Origin of the sequence: Actinocrinis puniceicyclus (genome assembly GCF_018283645.1) — a bacterium.
Taxonomy (GTDB): Bacteria; Actinomycetota; Actinomycetes; order Streptomycetales; family Catenulisporaceae; genus Actinocrinis; species Actinocrinis puniceicyclus.
The window spans coordinates 40,641-56,442 of sequence record NZ_JAGSXH010000031.1 but is presented as its reverse complement, the minus strand read 5'-3'; the positions used below and the strand labels follow the sequence as shown (position 1 = coordinate 56,442).

General features: G+C 71.4%; 9 protein-coding genes. 2 read left to right on the top strand and 7 right to left on the bottom strand.

The genetic code is table 11. The annotated features are described in order from the left end of the window. Positions 1 to 1,818: ATP-dependent helicase (locus KGA66_RS11520; RefSeq protein WP_246507514.1), on the bottom strand; the 1,818-nt coding region annotated here is incomplete at its 3' end. Positions 1,819 to 1,979: 161 nt separating this feature from the next. On the opposite strand from KGA66_RS11520, the gene KGA66_RS11515 reads away from it, so the two are divergent. Further along, the gene (locus tag KGA66_RS11515) at positions 1,980 to 2,219 is read left to right on the top strand and encodes a mycoredoxin (protein ID WP_211467593.1); all 240 of its coding nucleotides are present in this window, start codon (positions 1,980 to 1,982) and stop codon (positions 2,217 to 2,219) included. A 177-nt stretch (positions 2,220 to 2,396) separates the two neighbouring features. After that, positions 2,397 to 3,494, top strand: a complete 1,098-nt coding sequence (locus tag KGA66_RS11510; RefSeq protein ID WP_211467591.1) for an ABC transporter ATP-binding protein — start codon at positions 2,397 to 2,399, stop codon at positions 3,492 to 3,494. Between the two features lie 454 nt (positions 3,495 to 3,948). Here KGA66_RS11510 and nudC read toward each other — a convergent pair whose 3' ends face one another. From nudC to KGA66_RS11480, 6 genes are all read right to left on the bottom strand, one after another. Continuing rightward, positions 3,949 to 4,908 carry an NAD(+) diphosphatase gene (gene nudC / locus KGA66_RS11505; protein WP_211467589.1) on the bottom strand — a complete coding sequence of 320 codons (960 nt, stop codon included), beginning with the start codon at positions 4,906 to 4,908 and terminating at the stop codon, positions 3,949 to 3,951. A gap of 93 nt (positions 4,909 to 5,001) precedes the next feature. Beyond that, a complete protein-coding gene (locus KGA66_RS11500) occupies positions 5,002 to 6,426 on the bottom strand; it encodes a dipeptidase (protein WP_211467587.1) in 1,425 nt (474 codons plus the stop codon). Positions 6,427 to 6,471: 45 nt separating this feature from the next. After that, positions 6,472 to 7,683: a pyridoxal phosphate-dependent aminotransferase gene (locus KGA66_RS11495; protein WP_312886869.1), complete on the bottom strand. Its 1,212-nt coding sequence runs from the start codon at positions 7,681 to 7,683 to the stop codon at positions 6,472 to 6,474. 156 nt (positions 7,684 to 7,839) lie between these two features. Further along, positions 7,840 to 9,039 (bottom strand): PP2C family protein-serine/threonine phosphatase, encoded by a 1,200-nt coding sequence (locus tag KGA66_RS30950; protein WP_211467583.1) that lies wholly within the window; start codon positions 9,037 to 9,039, stop codon positions 7,840 to 7,842. Positions 9,040 to 9,125: 86 nt separating this feature from the next. Then, a complete protein-coding gene (locus KGA66_RS11485; RefSeq protein ID WP_211467581.1) occupies positions 9,126 to 12,446 on the bottom strand; it encodes an ATP-dependent DNA helicase in 3,321 nt (1,106 codons plus the stop codon). Further along, a complete protein-coding gene (locus KGA66_RS11480; RefSeq protein WP_211467579.1) occupies positions 12,443 to 15,799 on the bottom strand; it encodes an ATP-dependent helicase in 3,357 nt (1,118 codons plus the stop codon). Before KGA66_RS11480 ends, KGA66_RS11485 begins: the two co-directional genes overlap by 4 nt. Between the last annotated feature and the right edge of the window lie 3 nt (positions 15,800 to 15,802).

The window sequence follows — 15,802 nt, the reverse complement described above, 5'->3', positions numbered from 1 at the left end:
GGAGGCGCGGCCCCGTATCACCGAACCGCCGGGCCCGCCGGTCCGCGCCTCCTGGGCCTCGCGCAACGCCTCCAGGAAACGCGACGGTCGGCGGCCGGCCCGGCCGCCGGGCGCGCGAGCCAGCGCCCACGACAACCGCAGGCGCTCCCGCGCCCGCGTAACCCCGACGTAGAGCAGCCGCCGTTCCTCCTCCACCTGGTCCGGGGTCTCCGCGTAGCTGATCGGCAGCAGGCCCTCGGTCAGACCCACCAGCAGCACCGCGTCCCACTCCAGGCCCTTCGCGGAGTGCAGCGAGGAGAGGGTGACACCGTCCACCACCGGCGCGTGCTGCACCGCCGCGCGCGCCTCCAGTTCGCGCACGAACTCGGTCAGCCCGGCCTCGGGGTTGGCGACCGCGTACTCGTCCGACAACGCGGCCAGCGCGGCCAGGGACTCCCATGCCTCGCGGGTTCTGCCGGAACCGGTCGGCGGTGTCGCGCTCCACGTGCCCGTTCCGGTGAGCACCGCGCGCACCGCGGTCGGCAGCGGCTCGGCGCCGCTCGCCGCGTCCGGGTCCGTCCCGGCGCGCGCGGCCCCCCGCAGCAGCATCACCGCCTGCCTGACCTCGGGCCGCTCGAAGAAGCGCTCCACACCGCGCAAGACGTATGGCACGCCGAGATCGGCGAATGCCTGCTCGTATACCTCCGACTGCGCGTTGATCCGGAAGAGCACCGCGATCTCGGCCGGGCGTGTCCCCGCGTCGACCAGCTGCCTGACCCACTTCGCGACGCCCTCCGCCTCGGCCGTCTCGTCCGGGTACTCCTCGTATTCCACCGCCGGACCGGGCGGTCGCTGAGCCACCAGTTCGACGCGGGCGTGCGCGGTACGCCGTTGCGCGAGCGTGTCCGTCGGCGTATCGCTCAGCAGCGCGTTGGCCAGCGCGACCACCTGGGGCGTGGAGCGGTAGTCACGCACGAGGCGAACCAGCGTCGCGTCCGGGTAGCGGTCCGGGAAGCCCAGCAGATACTCGGGCGTGGCACCGGTGAACGAGTAAATGGTCTGACTCGCGTCGCCGACCACGCAGAGCGAGTCGCGGCGGCCGAGCCAGCAGTCGAGCAGCCGCTGTTGCAGCGGGTTCACGTCCTGGTACTCGTCCACCACGAAGTGCCGGTACTGCTCGCGCACCCGATCGGCGACGTCCGGCCGAGTCTCCAGCACACCGATGGTCAGCAGCAGCACGTCCTCGAAGTCGATCACCCCGCGGTCGCGCTTGGCCGCCTCGTAGGCCGCATATACCCGGCCGGTCTCCGCGGGATCGCGCGGGGGCAGCCGGCCGGCCTTGGCCGCGGCGACCGGATAGTCGTCCGGCGTGGTCTGGGTGACCTTGGCCCACTCGATCTCGCTGGCCAGGTCACGCAGTTCGGCGCGGTCCGCGCGCATCCGGCAGGCCGCGACCGCCTCCGAGATCAGCGGCAGCTTGGTGTCGATCAGGTGCGGCGGAGGTCCACCCACCGTGTGCGGCCAGAAGTACTGCAACTGTCGCAGCGCGGCCGCGTGGAAGGTGCGCGCCTGCACCGCGGCGGCGCCGAGCATCCGCAGGCGGCCGCGCATCTCGCCGGCCGCGCGAGCGGTGAAGGTGACGGCGAGGACCTGGTTCGCCGGATACGCCCCGCGCGCGACCGCGTACGCGATGCGGTGCGTGATCGCCCTGGTCTTGCCCGTCCCGGCGCCGGCCAGCACGCAAACCGGGCCGTCCAGCGCGGTGGCGACTGCGCGCTGTTCCGGGTCGAGTCCGGCGAGCAGGGCCTCCCCGCTGTCGGTCGCGGTCGGGTTGGTCATGCGCACCATCCTCTCAGGCCGCACCGACAGCGCGGGGCGTTTGCGAGTCGAATGGTCTTCGGAAGGGATGATTAGCGGTGCGGTGAGGGTTGACAAACTCAGTGCCACGTCAGCCAACGTGCCGAGGTACTACACCGTCCACGACCCGAGATGGAGCAGGAATGTCCACGCAGATCACGATGTACTCAACGCCCTGGTGCGGGTACTGCCGGCGGCTCAAGGGCCAGCTGGAGCGGGCAGGCATCGAGTACACGGAGATCGACATCGAGCAGCACCCGGAAGCTGCCGAATACGTGATGTCTGTGAACAACGGCAACCAGACCGTGCCGACCGTGACGTTCCCGGATGGATCGGCCCTGACCAATCCGAGCGTGACTCAGGTTCGGGCGAAACTCGGCTGACCTCCGCTTCGCACCCTCGCCAAACAGCGTTCACCCGGAGTAGGTTGCGCCTACTGACGTGTCGTGTGCCCGGATCTGAAACCTGGCAGCACCGGCTGCGCACCACCGCACCATAGGCACCACAGCGCGCGTACTACTCGTACAGCTCAGTGTTCGGTACTGGTCCGGGTGGAGATCATGGCTACCGTCGAGTTCGTCGATGCTACTCACACGTATCCGGGGACGAAGAACCCGGCCGTGGACTGTCTGAATCTGACCATCGGGTCGGGCGAGTTCATGGTGCTGCTCGGGGCCAGCGGCTGCGGTAAGACCACGGCGCTGCGGATGCTGGCCGGGCTGGAGACGGTGGACAGCGGCGCGGTGTTCATCGACGGAGTCGACGTCACCGAGACGCAGCCGGGCGAACGCGACATCGCGATGGTGTTCCAGAACTACGCGCTCTACCCGCAGATGACGGTCGCCGAGAATCTCGGCTTCCATCTCGTGCTGACCGGCGCCCCGCATTCGGCCGTAGCCCGGCGGGTGCGCCGGATGGCCGCGCAGCTCGACCTTACCCCGACCCTGGACCGGCTGCCGCGGACCCTGTCCGGCGGCGAACAGCAGCGGGTCGCGATGGGCCGCGCGATGATGCGCGAGCCCAAGGTCTTCCTCATGGACGAGCCGCTCGGCGCCCTGGACGCGAAGCTTCGCACGGACGTGCGTTCCCAGATCGTGACTCTGCAGCGGCGGCTTGAGGCCACCACGATCTACGTGACGCACGATCAGATCGAAGCCATGACGATGGGTGACCGCATCGCGGTCATGAAGGACGGCGTGCTGCTGCAGTGCGACACGCCGCGCGCGCTGTACGAAAATCCCCTGAACGCCTACGTGGGCGCGTTCGTCGGTTCGCCGCCGATGAACCTGATCAAGGCGCGGGTCGAGTACGACTGGGTCGTGCTCGGCGACGTGGACGTGCTGGAGCTGCCGCTCGACCGGAAGACCGCGTCCGAGTTGCAGGTACCCGAGGTGACGGTCGGCTTCCGTCCCGACAGTGTGAACATCACCTCACCCGGCAGCGGTCTGTACGCACACGTCGAAGCCGTCGAGAACCTCGGCTACGTCGCTTACGCGCACTGCGCTACGGGTGTCGGCGAGCGCCGTAAGTCGATCGTCGTGCGCTGCGAGCCGCATGCCGCGCCTCGCCCGGGCTCGGCAGTCGGGCTTCAGCTGGCACTGGATGCGGTGCACCTCTTCGAGACACGCACCGGACGCCGCCTCAATCCGCAGCGTTGAGCGAGCCCCGAAACCGAACCGAACGCCCTCGATGTGAGGCTAGTGTCCCGCGCCGGAAATCCGCCGTGAAAATCGGCCCCCGCATCCCGCCTGGCCGCGTTGCCGAAACGCCCACAGACGACCCACTGCGTTGATTGAGCACCGCGAGGGTGTTCCGGCGCCTTGCCAGCCGGGCGCGGATGACCGGACGCGCGCAGCCAGGTCGAGCAGAGTCATGCGACGGATTTCCGGCGCGGGACACCAGGCGGTGTTGGGGAATGTATCAAGGCAACGATTCGACCGCCCTTTGTCGGAATCGTCATGGCGAATCCGGTCAGCGACGAGCATGGGCGCGCGGCCGGAGCGTCCTCGCGCGTTCATGATTCAACACAGCGGTCGTCTGTGGACGTTTCGGCCGTGCGTCCAGGCGAAGTCGATCACCGGATTCGCCCCTTGAGGCATTCCCCAACACCGCCTAGGTCGACTCCTGCGCGAGCGGCCCACCGTACCAGTGCTCGATCAGCGCGCGGGCGATCGAGATCTGCCCCGACAGCACTATCTCGCCCGAGGCGGACGCCTGCGCCAGCTGCTCACGGGTGAACCAGCGCACCTCAAGCACTTCTTCGCCGTCGGCGCGCACCCGCCCGGGGTCGTCCACGGTCGCGGTGAAGCCGAGCATCAGGCTGCACGGGAAGGGCCAAGGCTGGCTGCCCATGTAAGTGACCGCGGTGACCGTCAGCCCGGCCTCCTCGGCCACCTCGCGGGCCACCGCCTGCTCCAGCGACTCGCCCGGCTCGACGAAACCCGCCAGGACCGAGAACCGCCGCTGATCCCAGGCCGAACCACGACCGAGCAGCAGCCGCTCGTCGGGATCGGTCACCGCCATGATCACGGCCGGGTCGGTACGCGGATAGTGCTCGGTACCACAGTTGGCGCAGCGGCGGATGTGCCCGGCGGCGGCCACCTCGGTCGGGTTGCCGCACCGCGGGCAGTAGCGGTGGCTGCGGTGCCAGTGCTCAAGCGCGACCGCGTGCGTGAGAAGGCCGGCGTCCCGGTCGGACAGATGCACGCCCACCTCGCGCAGCGACGCCGGCCGGGCGTCCCCGTCGAGCCGCCCCGGCAGCGTCTCGGCCGGGACGGCGAAGTACGTGAAGCCCCGCTCATCCCGGCCGAGCAGATAGCGATCGCCATCGGGCGCGTCGTATGAGGGAAGGGTCACCAGACGAGGGCGGCTTCCGTCCGCCGTCACCGGATCCGGCTCGTCGAGCACGAACGCGCGGCCCTCGCTGACAACCAGAACCCGCGTGTCCGGATTCGACCACGCGGCGGCCAAGGCGAGCTCGTCCAGCCGCAACTGCGCGGTGCGATCCACGACGCCGCGCGCCAGGGCCAGCCGTCCGAGCGGTCCGGTCGCCGCGTCGCCGTGGTCGGCCATCGCTCGTTTCCCCTCCATCGGAGATGACACGGATTTCAGCGCGGACACCGTCCGTGCCCGCCCCTCGCCCCACCTGTCAACGGCTCGACGTGATCATTTGTTCCCGGCGAGATCCTCCCACAGGTAGGCCGCCGCTTCCGCGCCCTTGAGCAAGTTCGCGACTTCGACCCGCTCGTTCGGCGCGTGCCAGCCGTCCTCCGGCAGCGAGAGACCGAGGAAGACCACCGGCGCGCCGAGCACCTCCTGCAGGTCGGCCTCCGGGCCGGACCCGCCCTCGCGCGTGTAGAGGACCTCGCGCGGCTCGCCGTCCGGGTCGTCGGCGAATGCGCGGCCCAGCGCGCAGGTGACGGAATTGAGTGCGGGATGGTCCAGCGGGGTCAGGCAGGGCCGCACACCGTGGCCCTCGAACGAGACCGAGTACTCGATCCACTCCGGCACGCGCTCGGCCAGCCAGGACTCCAGCGCCTCGCGCACCTGCGCCAGGTCCTGCCCGGCGACCAGCCGGAAGGAGATCTTGGCGTGTGCCTCCGACGGCACAATGGTTTTCGAACCGTGCCCGGTGTGGCCGCCCCAGATGCCGTTGATCTCGGCGGTCGGCCGTGCCCACACCCGTTCCAGCGTGCTGAATCCGGCCTCGCCCACGGCCGCCCGGGACTTGGCCGTGCGCAGCCACCGCGCTTCGTCGAACGGCAGTTTCGCGAACAACTGCCGCTCCGTCGCCCCCAGCTCGACGACGCCGTCGTAGAAGCCGGGCAGGGTGACGCGCCGGTCCGCGTCGTGCAAACCGGCCAGCAGCCGCACCAGTTCGGTGATCGGATTCGGGATCGCACCGCCGAAGGACCCGGAGTGCACGTCCCCGGACGGCCCGCGCACGTCGATCTGGGCGGCGAGCAGGCCGCGCATCCCGGTGACGGTCGATGGGGTGTGCCGATCCCACATGCCGGTGTCGGAGACCACGACGACGTCGCAGGCCAGCCGCTCGGCGTGCTCACGCAGCAGCGCGGCGAAGTGCGGCGAGCCGGATTCCTCCTCGCCCTCCACGATCAGCTTGAGATTGACCGCGGGTGCGGTGCGGCCGGTCGCCGCCAGGTGTGCGCGCACGCCGAGCAGGTGGAAGAAGAGCTGTCCCTTGTCGTCGGAGGCGCCACGGGCGAAAAGCCTGCCATCACGCACCTGAGGATCGAACGGCGCGGTGTCCCACAGCTCCACCGGCGTGCCGGGCTGCACGTCGTGGTGACCGTAGACCGCGACCGTCGGAGCGTCCGGGTCGCCGGAGGGCCACTCGGCGAACACCGAGGGCAGGCCGCGGCCGCCGCCGCTCTCCCATATCTCGACCGTCGGGAAGCCGGTGGCACGCAGCTTCGCCGCCAGCCACTCGGCCGAGGCCCGCACGTCGCCGACCCGGTCGGGGTCGCCCGAGACGGACGGGATCCGCAGCCAGCTCTTGAGGTCCTCGACGAACCCGGCCGAGTTCTGCTCGACGAAGGCGCGCACCGCAAACGTGGAGTCGGTAGACATGCTCCGACCCTATCGGCTCCGCCGCAGGCCCTTACTGTCGCGGTGCTACTGCTGGTAGCCCGCCAGAAAGCGGGCCAGTCCGGCGATGGCCTCTTCCAGTTCCCGCACCCGAGGCAGCGTCACGATGCGGAAGTGGTCCGGCGCCGGCCAGTTGAACGCGGTGCCGTGCATGACCAGCATCTTCTCGGCGTTGAGCAGGTCCATCACGAAGCGCTCGTCGTCGCTGATCTTGTAAACCGCCGGGTCGAGTCGCGGGAATGCGTAGATCGCGCCCTGCGGCTTGCTGCAGGAGACCCCCGGGATCTGGTTGAGCAGCTCGTGCGTGCGGTTGCGCTGCTCCCAGAGCCGGCCGCCGGGCTCGGTGAGCCGGTCGATGGACTGGAAACCGCCGAGCGCGGCCTGGATCGCGTGCTGCACCGGCACGTTCGGGCCGAGTCGCAGGTTCGCCAGGATGTCCAGGCCCTGGATGTAGTCCGCGGCGTGCTCCTTGGGGCCGCTTATCACCATCCAGCCCATCCGGTAGCCGGCCGCGCGGTAGGTCTTGGAAAGGCCGTTGAAGGTGATGGTCAGCAGGTCGGGAGCGTACAGCGCGGTGGGGCGGTGCACCGCCTCGTCGTAGAGGATCTTGTCGTAGATCTCGTCGGACAGCAGCAGCAGCTGGTGGCGGCGCGCGACCTCGACCAGGTCGGCGAGCAGCTGGTGCGGGTACACCGCACCGGTCGGGTTGTTCGGATTGATCACCACGATCGCCTTGGTGCGCGCGGTGATCTTCGCCTCGATGTCCGCTACGTCGGGGGCCCAGTCGGACTGCTCGTCGCACAGATAGTGCACCGGACGCCCGCCGGCCAGCGCGGTCGCGCCGGTCCACAGCGGGTAGTCCGGCGCCGGGATCAGGACCTCGTCGCCGTTGTCCAGCAGCGCGTTGAGCACCATGCCGATCAGCTCGGACACGCCGTTGCCGATATACACGTCCTCGATGTCGATGCCGGTCAGACCACGGGTCTGGTAGGACTGCACGACCGCGCGCCGAGCGGAGGGAAGTCCCTTGGAGTCGCCGTACCCGTTGGAGTCCGTCAGGCCGAGGATGATGTCCTGCACCAGTTCGTCGGGGGCCTCGAAGCCGAACGGCGCCGGGTTGCCGATGTTGAGCTTGAGGATGGAGTGCCCCTCGGCCTCCAGCTGCCTGGCCCGCGTGAGAACCGGCCCACGCAGGTCGTATTGGACCTCGGACAGCTTGCGGGACTGTTTGAACTCCACGTGTCTCAACTCCAGGGCGCGGGCGCTCGCGCGGCGGACCGGCGACTTCGGCGGCTTGTGTGCTGCCTGTCGCCGTTTGTACCAGGCGTTGCGGTACCTGCGCATGGTTGTTTCGCGATGCGACCGGTGACGCGGACATCCCGGAGGCTGGTGTGCTCAGGCCGCGCGGCGCAGCACGAGCAGCGCGGCGTCGTCCTGCAAACCACCGCCCATATGCGCCAGCAGTTGCGCGCGCAGGCCCGCGGCGATCGTCTCGGGAGGCATCCCGCCGGCGCCGCGCACCAGCGTGTCGAGCGGGAAGAACGCGCCGGAGCGGTCTCGCGCGTCCGATACGCCGTCCGTGTAGAGCACGAGCGTGTCTCCGGGCGCGAACGGAGCGCGGACCGAGGCGGTCGCATACGGTTCGGCGACGAGCGAGCCGAGGCCGAGCGGCAGATTGCCCGACGCGACTGTGATCGCCCTCACCTCGTCGCCGTGCAGCAGGTAGGGACTCGGGTGCCCGCACAGCAGCACGGCGGCCTCGTCGGCGGTCGCTGTGTCCGTGTCGCGGGGCAGCTGAACCAGGACCGCGGTGGCGAAATCCTCCGCCCACGCTCCGGCCGGTTGCGCGCTGCGCAGCTGGATCGCGTGCCGGGCCAGCGCCGCGTCGAGCCGGGCGGCCACCCCCTCCAGGTCCGGCTCGACGGCGCCCGCCTCCCGGAACGCCCCGAGCAGCGCCGCAGCGCCGCTGACCGCGTCGAGCCCGTTGCCGCGCATGTCGCCGAGGATCGCGCGCACCCCGTACGGCGTTTCGATGACCTCGTAGAAGTCGCCGCCGACCTGCGCGCCGTCCGCCGCCGACAGGTACTCGACCGCCAGGCGGACCGGGCCGATGCGCTCGGGCACCGGCCGCAGCAGAACCCGCTGAGTGACCTCGGCGATCCGCCGCACCTGGTCGTAAGCCCGCTGGGTACGCTGCCTGCGCTGCGTGATCAGATAGCTGGCGAAGGTCACGACCAGGATGGTCGGCGCAGTGCCCAGCCGCTCGCCGAACTCGTCCGACTCCGCCCGCAACGGCACAAGGGCGAGCAATGCGCAGGCACAGCCGACCAGGATGCACTGGCGGCGGCCGCTTCCGGCGCAGGCAAGGGCCGGAGCGGCGGCGAGCAACGGCGTCAGCTGGACGCCCATGCGCAGCGCCTGGCTCAGCGCCACGACGCCCACTACCCACAGCGCCGGCGTCGCGAGAACGGCGAGCCGCCACGCCCGGCGGCGCAGGCGGACGCCCGGCATCTGACGCACGGTCATCTCATGCGCGGCGAGCGCGCTCTGCGTGCGTTCGGGACGCCTGGGATCCAGGTGTGTTGCGGTGGTCACGGTGAAGACAGGGTACGTCGTTTCCGCAACCTGCGGTGACTAATTCAACACTGTTCGCATTACCTTCGCCGTACTGTGACGCGACCTCACGTTTCTGTCCCGGCGCCGCGCCGGGACGCCAGCAGGCGTACCAGGGCGTCGCTGTCCGGCAACGATTCAGGCCGCTGAATCTCTCCCGTGCGCACGTACAGGAACGTCGCCTTCACCTGCTCCACCGCAACCCCCGCCGTCTGCGCCCAGGCGATGCGGTAGACGGCCAGTTGCAGCGGATCGGCGTTCGCGGCGCGGTTGGTCTTCCAGTCCACGACCTCGTAGGAGCCGTCGGGCTCCCGGTATACCGCGTCGATCCTGCCGCGCACGATCTGACCGCCGAGCAGCAACTGGAACGGCGCCTCGACTCGGTACGGCTCGCGGTTCGCGTACGGCGTGCGCAGGAACGCCTCTTTCAGCGCGGCCAGGTCATCCTGCCCGGCTACCTCCTCGTCCTCGGCGAGCAGGTCGAGCTCGTCCTCGTCGAAGAGGGTCTGCTGGCCGTAACGGCGCTCGACCCAGGCGTGGAACTCGGTGCCGCGCCGCGCTTGCGGGGCCGGCGGACGGGGCATCGGCCGAAACAGCTCCTCGGCGAAAGCATCGGGGTCGGCGGCGTAGGAGACCAGGCGGGTGGCGGACAGGGTCCGCGGCATGGGGACCTCGAACCGCACCTCGTGTGCCTGGCGCAGCTCCCCGAGGAGCGCCTCGATGTCGGCGTCCCAGCCGTTGACCATCGCACGCAACTCGGCAGGCAACCGGGTGACAGGATCGTCGGCGGCCGGATCGTGCGCGGCCGCGTCTGCCTCGTACGGCTCGCCCAACGCGGCCAACACCGCCTGCGCGGCCTGCCTGCGCCGGTCGCGGGCCTCGCCGCTCGGGTCCGGCGGCCAGGTCAGCTCCCGGGCGGCCGCCAGCGCCGGATTGGCCTCGCCCTCCCCCGGCGCGTCCGCCCACAGCGCGACCTCGCCGTTGGCCGGGTCCGCGCGGCAGTGGTCGCGCAGCTCGACGAGCATCGCGTTCGGCTCCCGAGGCGTCGTCTGGGTCGGGCCCCAGCGGTGGCCGGAGACGATCAGACGCGACTTGGCCCGGGTGAGCGTGACGTAGTTGAGCCGCTGACTTTCCAGCTCGGCGTGCTCTCGCATCGCCGCGTCGAAGTCCTCGAAATCCGCTTTGTCGCGCTCGGGGCCGAGCAGCGGCATCGGGTCGCCGCGCAGCTCGTGCGGCAGCTTCGAGCGCTTCGCGGTCCACTTGTCCGCCTTGGCCGCCTCCGCGTACTGGTGCGGGACGACCACCACCTCCCATTCCAGCCCCTTGGCCTTGTGCATCGTCAGAATCTTGACGGTTTCGGCGGCGGTCGGCGGAAGGTCGATGTCCAGCCCGCGCTCGTGTTCCGCGCTGGCGCGCAGGAAGGCGCGAAACGCCGTGGCCGACTGTTCCCCGTCCAGGCCGGTGAAGTCTCCGGCGACATGAAGGAAGGCCCCGACCGTCTCCGCGCAGCGCTGCCGAAAGGCCGCAGGGGATGCGGCGAGTTCCACGTCGAGACCGGTCTCCTGCAGGATCCGGTGCAGCACGTCGAGCACCGGCTCCGACAGGCCGCGGCGCAGCCGCCGGATCTCCGCGGCGAACTGGGCGAAACGCCGCCGGGCCTGCGCCGAGTACGGCAGTTGGTCACCAGGGTCGGCGAGCGCGTCCGAGAGCGAGACGACGTCGGTCGGGTCGCTGTTCGCGGCGACGAGGTCCAGCGCGCTCGCGCCGGCCGCCGCCAGCGGCCGCACCAGCTCGCGGGCGCGGCGGCCGAGCAGGGCCAGGTCGCGCGGTCCGATCCGCCAGCGCGGCCCGGTCAGCAGCCGCACCGTCGAAGCGTTGGCGATCGGGTCGTCGAGCACGTCGAGCATCGCGACCAGGTCCGCGACCTCAGGCAGATCGAGCAGCCCGGACAGGCCCACGACCTCCACCGGGACGCCCCGGCCGTGCAACTCGGCATACAACTCGGGAATCTGGGCGCCCTTGCGCACCAGCACCGCGATCTGCGACCAGGGCACCGCGCCGTCCAGCTCCTGGATCCGGTCGGCCAGCCAGCGCACCTCCTCGGCGTAGCCCGGCAGCAGGGCCACCACGGCGTGGCCGAGATCAGCCTTCTCGGCCGCCGGTTCGAGCCGGCGCACCGAGCCGTGATGGTCCCGCAGCGGCGCTGACTGCGCGTTGGCGAAGGCGAGCAGCCGGCCGCCGCTGCGCCGGTTCTCCGTCAGCGGGTACACCCGGGCGCTGGTCCCGGCCGCGGTCCGGAAGTGCTCGGGGAACTGGTCGATGTTCGCCGCGGACGCGCCGCGCCACCCGTAGATCGACTGGCAGGGGTCGCCCACCGCGGTCACGGCATGGCCGAGCCCGCGCTCCGGGTCCGGGCCGCTGAACAGGGCGCTGAGCATGCGGCGCTGCGCGACGGATGTGTCCTGATACTCATCGAGCAGCACCACGCGGTACCTGCCGCGTTCGATCGCGCCGACCTGCGGCACCTCCTCGGCCAACCGGGTGCCGACGGACATCTGGTCGCCGAAGTCCATCAGATCGCGGCTCGCCTTGAGTCCGCGGTACTCCCCCACCAGGCTGAGTAACTCGCCGCGCTCGCGCGCCTTCGTCGCGGCCTCCAGGTAACGCTCGTAGACCGCGCCGCGGCGATTGGTGCGCCGGTTCAGCGCCCTGACGGACTTGCCGGTGACCGGATCCCGGTACAGCTCGGCGGCCTGCGCGAAGGCGTGGTCGAACTCCGCCAGCCGCGCCGGGGCCACGACGTGTTCGGACAGCTCCGCATCGAGGTCGATCAGGTCCTTGGTGATGCCGCTGATGCTGCCGCGCAGGGCGTCGAACGGACCGGTGGCGGTGCGCACGACGCGCGCGGCGAGGGTGTACCGGCCGGCGTCGGCCAGCAGCCGCGTCGAAGGTTCCAGGCCGAGGCGCAGACCGTGCTCCTTGATCAGCCGGTCGGCGTAGGCGTGGTACGTGGAGATCACCGGCTCGCCCGCCTCGTCCGGCACGGCCGCCGGATCACCGCCTTCGGGATCGAATCCGTCCTGCGGGGCGAAACCCGCCGCGGCGAGCGCGGCACGCACCCGCTCACGAAGTTCGCCCGCCGCCTTGTTGGTGAAGGTGAGCCCGAGCACCTCGCCGGGGCCGACCAGCCCGGTGGCCACGAGCCAGACCACGCGCGCCGCCATGACCGTGGTCTTGCCCGAGCCGGCGCCCGCGACGATGACGCCGGGCGTGAGCGGCGCGACGATCGCGGCGATCTGCTCCGCGGTGTATGGGACGCCGAGGACGCGGCCGAGGTCGCGCGGCGTTTCGATGCGCGCGCCGCCCCCCGCGCGAGCCGGCCCGCTCATGTCGGCAGCTCCCGCCCCGCGGGCTGCTTCGGACATGCCTTCTTCAGCCGGCACACCCCGCACGCGGTGGAGTCCCCGTAGGCGTGGAAACGCTCGTCCAGCACGCGCTGGGCGACCTCGGCCACGAGCTTCGCGGCCCACAGCGGGTCCGGCCGGGTGCTGCTGCCCGGCTGGACCAGGACGGTGGGGCCGGGCGCGTCATTGCGGTCGCGCGGATAGACCAGCTCGGCCTGGGCGACCGTCGGCGCCGCGCCCGCGGCGTCCTGTTCCTCGGATCGTGGCGTCGGGGTGAACGCCCCCGCCTCGACGACCAGCTGGTACACACCCAGTTGTGGGTCTTGCGCGGCCTGTGCCTTGGTCTTGGGGTTCACCGAGGTCTTGAAGTCCACCAGATAGACCCGGTTCTCCGCGTCGGTCTCGATCCGGTCGATCGCCCCGCGCAGCCGTACCGGCACACCGCCGACCGTCAGTGAGGCGTCGAACCTGTGCTCGGCCGCCGCGACGACCCGGCCGTCGGCGCGGCCGTCGTGCCAGACCAGGAACCGCTCCAATGCCCGGCGCGCGGCGCGCTTCTCCTGCTCGGATTTCCAGGGCGCGTCGAACGGCAGGGTGTCCCACACCTGATCCAGGCGATCCATCAGCACGTCGATGTCCGCTTTCGTCCTGCCGATCGCGACCTCCTCGGCCAGCGCGTGGAAGAGCATGCCGATGCCCTGCGCTTCGGTCGACGGCTCATGCGCCGCGGCCTCATGCTCCAGGAACCAACGCAGTCCGCAGGTGTCGAGGGCGTCGACCGCGCTCGCCGACAGGGGCACCGCGGCGGAGGGGTCCACGATCGGGACGTCGTTCTCGGTGTAGTCGTGCAGGCCCCACCACCGCTGCGGGTGCGCATTGGGCACCAGCCGCGTGCCGTCCGGCGCCGTCGCCATGGCGAGCCGGGCAAGCCGGCGGACCGCCTCCTCGCGCAACCGGGGGTGCGCGGCCGGATCCGTGGCGGCGCGGCGAAGTTCCGCGACGAGCGCGCCGAGGTTGAGCGGACGCCTACGGCGCAGCCCGGCGGACCGCTGCACCTCGACGCCGAGTTCGCGCAGGAATCGTGACGGTGATTCGCCGTCCTCGTCCTCGCCCTCGACGGCCGTGACGACCAGCCGCTCGCGGGCGCGTGTGATCGCGACGTAGAACAGTCTGCGTTCCTCGGCCAGCAGCGCGGCCGTCGGAAGCGAGTCGGTCAGCCCGGTGCGGCCGATCCGGTCCGACTCCAGCAGGGAACCGCGCCGGCGCAGGTCGGGCCACAGTCCCTCCTGCACTCCGGCGACCACGACGACACGCCACTCCAATCCCTTGGCGCGGTGTGCGGTGAGCACTTGGACCGCGCCACCGCGAACGGCTTTCTGCGCGATTGTGTCCGCCGCTATGGCCTGGGCTTGCAGGCCACTGATGAAGTCGCTCACGCCGACGTACCCGGTGCGTTCCTGGGCCCGCGCGGCCTGCGCGAACAACGCGATGACCGCGTCGAGGTCGCGATCCGCGAGGCGGCCGGCCATACCGCGGCGCTCTACCGCACGCCGCAGCCGCTCGGGCCAGAAGGTGCGCACGGGCGGGCGGGCGCGGCTGTCGCCGTTCCACAAGACCCACAGCGCGTCCTCCACGGTGCCGCCTTCGTCGAGACTCGTTCGTGCGGCCGCCAAGAGCCGGGCCACGATCAGTGCCGGACCCGCGACGCTCGCGCCGGTCACGGCGAGCAGCCGTGGGTCGGCGACGGCCTCGCGGATCAGATGCCCGGCAGGCCGCGGGGCGGGGATTGCTGCGTCGCGCGCGTCCTCCTGCGCTTCGGCGCGCCGCTGCGAGCGGGCCGCCAAGAGCGCCGCCTGTTCCTCGGCCCGCAGCGCGCGCCCGAGCCGGCGCAGATCGGCACTGTCCATGCCGCCGAGCGGCCCGGTCAGCAGTTCGCGGGCGACGTCCGCGGTGAGCGCGGCGGGTTCGGCCGCGCAACGCAGCGCGGTCAGCAGGGTGGCCACGGCCGGTTCCCGGGCCAGCGGCACACCGTCCCCGAGCACCTCGGCGGGAACATTGGCGGCCAGCAGCGCGCGGCGCGCCGCAGCCAGCCTCGCGCCGTCGCGCACGAGCACCGCCATCTGCTCCCACGGCACGCCCTGCTCAAGGTGCGCGCGACGCAGCAGGTCGGCGATCGCGGCGAGTTCTGCCGCCGCGTCGGCGAACGTGATCGCCTCGACCTGCCCGGCGGGCTGGGCATCGTCCGCGGGTTCGAGCTCACGCAGCCGGCGGACGCTCTCGGCGGGCAGGCGCGTGATCGCTATGCGCCGGGCGACCTGCCGCGACGCCTTCAGCAGGGCCGGACCCGCCCGCCTGCTGCACTGCAGCACGACGGTCTCGGCCGGCGTGCCGTCGCCGCGCCGGAACCGCTCGCGGAATTCCAGGATCCCGCCGAGTTGCGCACCGCGGAACGCGTAGATCGACTGGTCCGGATCGCCGACCGCGACCAGGTCCCGGCCGTCCCCGGCCAGCGCCTGCAGCAGCCGCACCTGCGCCGCGTCGGCGTCCTGGTACTCGTCGACGTAGACCGCCCGGTAGCGGCGGCGCAGAAGTGCACGCACCTCCTCGGTCTCGCTCAGCAGCACCGCGCGGTGCACCAGTTCGGCGTAGTCGAGCACGCCGCGCGCATCCGCCACGTCGAGGTAGTCCGCGAAGAACTGTGCCGCGGCCCGCCAGTCGGCCCGCTGCGCCCGCTGCGCGAAGCTCGCCAGGTCCGCCGGCTCCAGACCCAGGTCGCGGGCGCGCAACAGCACCGAGCGCAGTTCCTCGGCGAAGCCGCGCGTGCCGAGCGCCGCCCGCAGGGCCTGCGGCCAGCCGTCCGGGCCGGAGCCCCAGCCACCGGCCTCCACGGTGCCGCGTACCAGCTCCCTGATCACCACCTCCTGCTCCGGCCCGGACAACAGCCGCAGCGGATCGCCGAACAGCTCCGGTCGGCGGTACTGCCCGACCAGGCCGAAGCAGAACGAGTGGAAGGTCGTCGCGGTCGGCGCACCGGCGCCCGGGCTCAGCCGCGCGCCGATCCGGTCGCGCAGCTCAGCGGCCGCTGCGCGGCTGAATGTGAGCACCAGGATCTGCTCGGCGCTCAGCGCGCCCGGGCCCCGGGTGCGTGCGAGCACGGCCTCGACGAGCGTGGTCGTCTTGCCGGTACCGGGTCCGGCGAGCACGAGCAGTGGTCCGCCGCGGTGCTCGACCACCTGTCGCTGCCGCTCGTCGAGCGGCGGCTCGCGCTCCGGGGCGGCCGCGGGCGGGAGCAGCAGGCGGAACGGCGTCGCGGCGCGCTCCCGGTTCGACGTGCTCATCGA